Genomic DNA, 5,824 nt, shown 5'->3' with positions numbered 1-5,824 from the left:
ATCGATTGGCTTGTCGAGAAGCCGCGAGAGGGCTGTGGCCGCATGTCCCGCTCCGATATTCCCCACTTCCTTCAGCACGTCCAGCTTAAAATCGTCCGCGAATTCGCTAAATAGACTCACACGCTATTCCTCAAGCTGCTCAAGCTGGATGATTTCGTCCTTATTCAACACTTCGACCAAATTCAACATGATCAGAAGACGCTGCTCGTCAAGTTTCGCAACGCCTCTTAAATACTTCGCTCTAATGCCTCCGACCACTTCGGGCGGCGTATCGATCGCGTCGCTGTCGATATCGATGACGTCGTTCGCCGAGTCGACGATGAATCCGACCTCGAGATCATTCGAGGCGACGATGATGATGCGGGAGTTTTCAGTCGCCTCCGTTTGCTCCAGCCCGAAGCGGCCGCGCAAATCAATCACCGGGATGACGACGCCGCGGAGGTTGATGACGCCTTTGATGAAAGCCGGTGTTTTGGGGACGCGCGTGATCGGCATCATCCGCTCGATCGTGCGGACTTTGTCGACTTCAATTCCGTAATGCTCATTGGCAAGCGCGAATACGATTACTTTTAACTCCTCGCCCATTGGTGGACCTCCTCATTGTTCGTCCGGTAAATTATTTAATCAGTGCGTTGGGGTCTATAATCAGCGCAACCTGTCCGTCGCCCAGAATCGTAGCGCCGGATACTGCCGGCGAGCCGTTCAAGTAATTGCCAAGAGGCTTTAGCACGATGTCGCTCTGGCCGATAAACTCGTCGACCATCACGGCCGCCCATTTGTCGCCTTTCCGAATGATAACGACCTCCGTCTCCGTCTCCTGCGATTCGTCGAAGTCCGGCGAAGCGAGCAACCGGCTGAGGGAGACGATCGGAATGATCGCGCCGCGGAATTCGATCATCTGGCTGCCGTGAATGTGATGGATCTGCTCCCGGCGTATGATCGACGTCTCCATGATCGAAGACAAAGGAATCGCGAACTTCTCGGAGCCCAGCTTGATGAGCATGGCGGATATGATGGAAAGCGTGAGCGGAAGCTGGATGGAAAACACGGTTCCTTTGCCGAGCTCCGACTGGATGCCAACCGCGCCGCCGAGCGAGTTGATTTTCGTTTGGACGACGTCCAGGCCGACGCCGCGTCCGGAAATATCCGATATTTTCTCCGCCGTGCTGAAGCCCGGGGCAAACAGGAGCATATATACCTCTTCATCGCTCATCGACTTGCCCTGATCAGCCGTCACGACGCCGTTCTTAATGGCCGTGGCCAGCACGCGCTCTCGATTGATTCCGCCGCCGTCATCTTCAATCTCGATGAAGACGTTGTTGCCGCTGTGAAACGCGCGCAGGTTGACGGTGCCGGACTCTGGTTTGCCGGCTTGCAGGCGCTTCTCGGTAGCCTCGATGCCGTGGTCGATCGAGTTGCGCAGCAGATGCACGAGCGGATCGCCGATTTCGTCGATTACCGTCCGGTCCAGCTCCGTTTCCGCTCCGGTAATGACCAGATCGACTTTCTTGTCCAACGTTTTGGCCAGATCGCGGATCATGCGCGGGAACCGGTTGAACACCGACTCGACCGGTACCATCCGCAGCTTAAGCACGATATTCTGCAGATCGCCGCTGACGCGCGCCATATGCTCGACCGTTTCCGTCAGATCGCTGCGGCGGATTTCGCCCGCCAGCTGCTCCAATCGGACTCGGTCAATCAACAGCTCGCTGAACAGGTTCATCAGCACATCCAGCCGCTCAATGTCCACACGGATCGTCTTTGTGACGGCTCCTCCGCTCTGGGCCCCGCTCGTGCGCAGCTTATTCTCATCGGCAGCGGGACGCTTGTCCTCGGCGGGTCGGTCGGCTGCCGGTTGCGGCTTGGAGGGCTGCGAGAGAAGCGAAAGCGACTCTTCGTCGAGAAGGGTCATCTGTGCGGATTCGATCTCGGAGACGTTCTCGATCTGGGTTTTCAGCTCTTCCATCGGCTTATGCGTGATCAGATAGACCGAGAAGGAACGGTCGAACTTCTCCTGCTCGATTTCCTGCACCGACGGCTCCGATTTGACGACTTCCCCGCTTCTTTCCAGCAGCTCGAATACCATGTAGGCCCGAGCGGCCTTCAGGACGCAGTCCTCCCGAACCTTGACGATAATATGGAACACCTGATGGCCGGTCTCCATCGATTGCTGAAGAACCGATATCTGGAATTGATCCAGCTCGATGCCCCGAGGTTCTCCATCCATGCCCGTCTTGGCCGGCGCGCCTGCAGCCGCATCCGTTCGGTATTCGCCGCTGACGATCGCTTTGAGCGAAGCGACGATATTGGATACGTCCGCCTTGCCCGTTCCGCCTCCGACAATGTCCTGCACCATCGAATCGAGCACATCCAGGCTTTTGAATAACGTGTCGAAAATGAACCCGTCCATCTTAAGCTTGTTGTTCCGGACGAGATCGAGCACATTTTCCATTTCGTGGGTAAGCGACGCCAAATCCTCGAAGCCCATCGTTGCGGACATGCCCTTCAGCGTATGCGCAGATCGAAATATGACCTGTACGATGCTTAAATCCTCAGGAGCGCTTTCAAGCCGCAATAAATTTTCATTTAATGATTGAAGATGATCATTCGATTCGTCGATAAACATCGACAAATACGCATTCATATCCATTCCCTTGCACCTCCTGTGTGAACTGCCTCGTTCTAGGTAATCAGTGCCGTTATGTCATCACCGCTCCCGCCAATTGCGGAGCGATGCCGGGCAGCGGCAATACGGTTTTGGCGGCGCCGAGCTCTATGGCGGAGCGCGGCATACCGAATACGATACAGGTTTCCTCCGATTCGGCAATCGTCGTAACCGCGCCGCTTTCCGCCAAAGCCTTCATGCCTTTTGCACCGTCACTTCCCATCCCGGTCATGATGACTGCATGCCGGGCCAGCTCAACAAAAGGTACAAGAGACTCGAACAATTGGTCGACGGAAGGCCGATGGCCTCCGCGCGGTTCGCCCAGCGAAAGGTCAATCCGATATTGGCCTCCCGTCCGGACAAGCGTCATATGATAACCGCCTGGAGCGATGTAGACCGTGCCCGCAGCAACCTGTTCGCCGTGCTCGGCTTCCTTCACGGACAGCGCCGAGAATGAATCGAGCCGCTGTGCGAGAGAATGCGTGAATTTAGGCGGCATATGCTGGACGATGAGCACCGGTGCCGGAAGATCGCCGGGCAGGGAACTGATCAATTGGTGGAGGGCGCGCGGACCTCCCGTCGATGTCCCGACCGCTACCACATGCCGGAACGCCGTACTCCTGTTCGCCGGCTGCGGAGCGGCCGAGGCCGCCGGAACTCCCGCGGCGACAGGTGCTCCCGGGGCGGCCGGGGCCACAGCCGGTTTCCGGCCGACACGGGCTGCTGCCCCCGGCGCAGCTCGTATCGCTTGAGCGGATGCGGCATCCTTGAGCAACCGGTTATCGGGCGGCTTGGAGGCCGGCTGGTCGGGAAGCGGCAGCAAGACTGACCGATGCTTGGCGCTGACCGCGCTTCGCAGCCGCACGAGCAGCTGCTCGGCAACTTGATGAATGTCGGCAGTCAAGCCGGTCGGCTTTCGGATGAAATCGAATGCGCCGTACTGCAGCGCCGCGACCGTTGCGCGCATGTTGTCCTCGCTGACGCCTGACAGCATGATGACCGGCGTCGGCTTTTGTTCCATAATGACCTTTAATGCCTCCAGCCCGTTCATGTCGGGCATTTCCATATCCATCGTGACCGCGTCCGGCTCGACGCTTGTGAGCAGTTCGACCGCCTGCGCCCCCGTCGCTGCCGTCCCTACGACAGTAAACGAGGGATCGCCGTTGATAATGTCGGAGAAAAGCTTGCGCATGAATGCGGAATCGTCGACTACCAAAATGCGATAAGGCTTCATGACGGCTACCTCCACAAGAATCAGTTTCTTATCGTCTGAACATCCGCTGCAGAAATCCTCTGACTCCGCCCTTCTCCCCGCCCGTATCGACGGCCAGGAAGCGCTTGGCAATGTCCTCGATGCTTTTTGCCGCATCGCCGCCCGGATAAGCGAGCGTAAAAGGAACCTGCCTTTTGACCGCTTTCGTCACATTGGCGTCGTCCATCACGACACCGAGCAAGGGAAGCTCCATTTGCAGGAACTGCCTGGCCACAAGCCCGATTTTGTCCGCCGTCTGCTTGCCCTCCCGTCCATCGATAGCCCGGTTGACGACCAGCTTGAAATCGACGTCATGGTTCATCGCTTTGACCATTTTGATCAGAGCATATGCGTCGGTAATCGAGGTCGGCTCCGGCGTTGTGACGACAACCGTCTCTTGGGCTGCTACGATGAACTTCACCGTTTCCTTGGAAAGGCCCGCACCCGTATCGAACAGAATCAAATCGTAATGGCCGTGAAGCTTACCGATCTGGTCGCCGAAGTAATCCAGCTCTGCATCCGACAAATCGATCAAATCCTTGAAGCCCGAGCCTCCGGCGATAAAATGGATGCCGAGCGGACCTACGTGAATAATGTCCCAAATCGATTTTTCCCGCTTCAGCAGGTGGTACAGGTTGTATGGAGTGGATGCGCCCATGAGAACGTCGATGTTCGCCATTCCGATATCCGCATCGAACACGAGCACGCGCTTGCCCAGCCTCTGAAGCGTTAAGGCGAAGTTCAGGCTGAAGTTCGACTTTCCCACGCCTCCTTTCCCGCTTGTGACGGTCAGGATGCGCGTCGTGCGCCCGCCGCCGGCCGTTTCCTGTGTCTGCACAAGATTACGCAGCGCTTGCGCTTGATCATTCATGATCCGCCGCCCCCAATAGCTGTTGGACGTAGATGTCTGGCCGGAAAGGCTCGATATCGTCCGGCACGTTCTGCCCATGAGTCATATATGCGGTTTTGAAGCCATGCTCCATCGCCATATTGAGAACGGCGCCGACCGTGTCGGTTTCATCGAACTTGGTGAAAATAAGCTTGTCTACGCCATATTGGGAGAATCTTCCCGCAACGGCTTCCATATCCTTCGTCTTGCCGGTCAGGCTGAGCACCAGATATGTATCGCTGTTCTGATCCGTCTGCAGCAGGCTGTTAACCTCCGACACGTACAGATCGTTCCGGAAATTGCGCCCTGCCGTATCCATGAAAATAATGTCGCGATCCTCCAGCGATTTGAATGCCCTGGCCAGCTCGAGCGGAGAAAACACAACTTCAAGCGGAACATTCAGAATGTTCGCATAGGTACGAAGCTGATCGACGGCGGCGATCCGGTAGGTGTCGGAGGTAATGAAGCCGACTTTCCTCTTGCCTTTCAACGACTGCTCCGCCGCCAGCTTGGCGATCGTCGTCGTTTTGCCGACTCCTGTCGGTCCCACGACATGCACCATCCGTTTGGATCGGCCGATGCCGGGCGCCGCGAACGGACTGATCCATTCATGGAGCGTTTCGGCTGCAATCCGCCTGACCGTCGTCTCATCCTCCGCAAAGTCAGGGCGCTGTCGCATCGTCTCGAACAATCGGTCGATCCACTTATCCGCCACTTCCTGAGCGGACAGCCGTTCGCGCAAACCGGAGAACGCTTCGGATTCGCCTTCTCCATCCTGCCGCTTGGCCAGCTTGGAGACCAGCTCTTTCATTTGTCTGATCTCTTCCAGTACCATCGCTTGATGTTGCGGCGCTGCCGCGCCCGGCTTCGGCGACGCTTCCCCCGTAGCATTCGACGCTGCGCCGGGAATGTCCGAGATTGCCGTGCCAGCCGACGCATCCAATTCCTTTGCGGCCTGCATGACCGCTCTGGCGAATTCCGGCGTCGAGGAGACGGGCCGCTCCGCCGGCGCGGCACC

6 protein-coding genes are annotated in these 5,824 nt (G+C 57.4%); all 6 read right to left on the bottom strand.

Translation table 11 applies throughout. The features are described 5' to 3' along the window. Window positions 1-120 (bottom strand): chemotaxis protein CheC (locus BG52_RS15200; protein ID WP_190287457.1); only part of this gene is annotated, 120 nt, incomplete at its 3' end. 3 nt (window positions 121-123) lie between these two features. Then, a complete protein-coding gene (locus BG52_RS03885) occupies window positions 124-585 on the bottom strand; it encodes a chemotaxis protein CheW (RefSeq protein ID WP_036579287.1) in 462 nt (153 codons plus the stop codon). Window positions 586-616: 31 nt separating this feature from the next. Next, on the bottom strand, window positions 617-2,650 hold the full coding sequence (locus BG52_RS03880) for a chemotaxis protein CheA (RefSeq protein WP_036579285.1): 2,034 nt from the start codon (window positions 2,648-2,650) through the stop codon (window positions 617-619). A 49-nt stretch (window positions 2,651-2,699) separates the two neighbouring features. Then, complete coding sequence (locus BG52_RS03875; protein WP_036579283.1) at window positions 2,700-3,899, bottom strand: protein-glutamate methylesterase/protein-glutamine glutaminase; 1,200 nt, start codon at window positions 3,897-3,899, stop codon at window positions 2,700-2,702. Between the two features lie 28 nt (window positions 3,900-3,927). Beyond that, on the bottom strand, window positions 3,928-4,788 hold the full coding sequence (locus BG52_RS03870; protein WP_036579281.1) for a MinD/ParA family protein: 861 nt from the start codon (window positions 4,786-4,788) through the stop codon (window positions 3,928-3,930). After that, on the bottom strand, window positions 4,781-5,824 hold a 1,044-nt coding region (gene flhF / locus BG52_RS03865; protein WP_036666855.1), incomplete at its 5' end, for a flagellar biosynthesis GTPase FlhF. The genes BG52_RS03870 and flhF, both read right to left, overlap by 8 nt.

Source organism: Paenibacillus darwinianus, assembly GCF_000598065.1.
Classification (GTDB): Bacteria; Bacillota; Bacilli; order Paenibacillales; family Paenibacillaceae; genus Paenibacillus_I; species Paenibacillus_I darwinianus.
The sequence above is the reverse complement of the archived record's forward strand: the minus strand, read 5'-3'. Positions and strand labels throughout refer to the sequence as shown.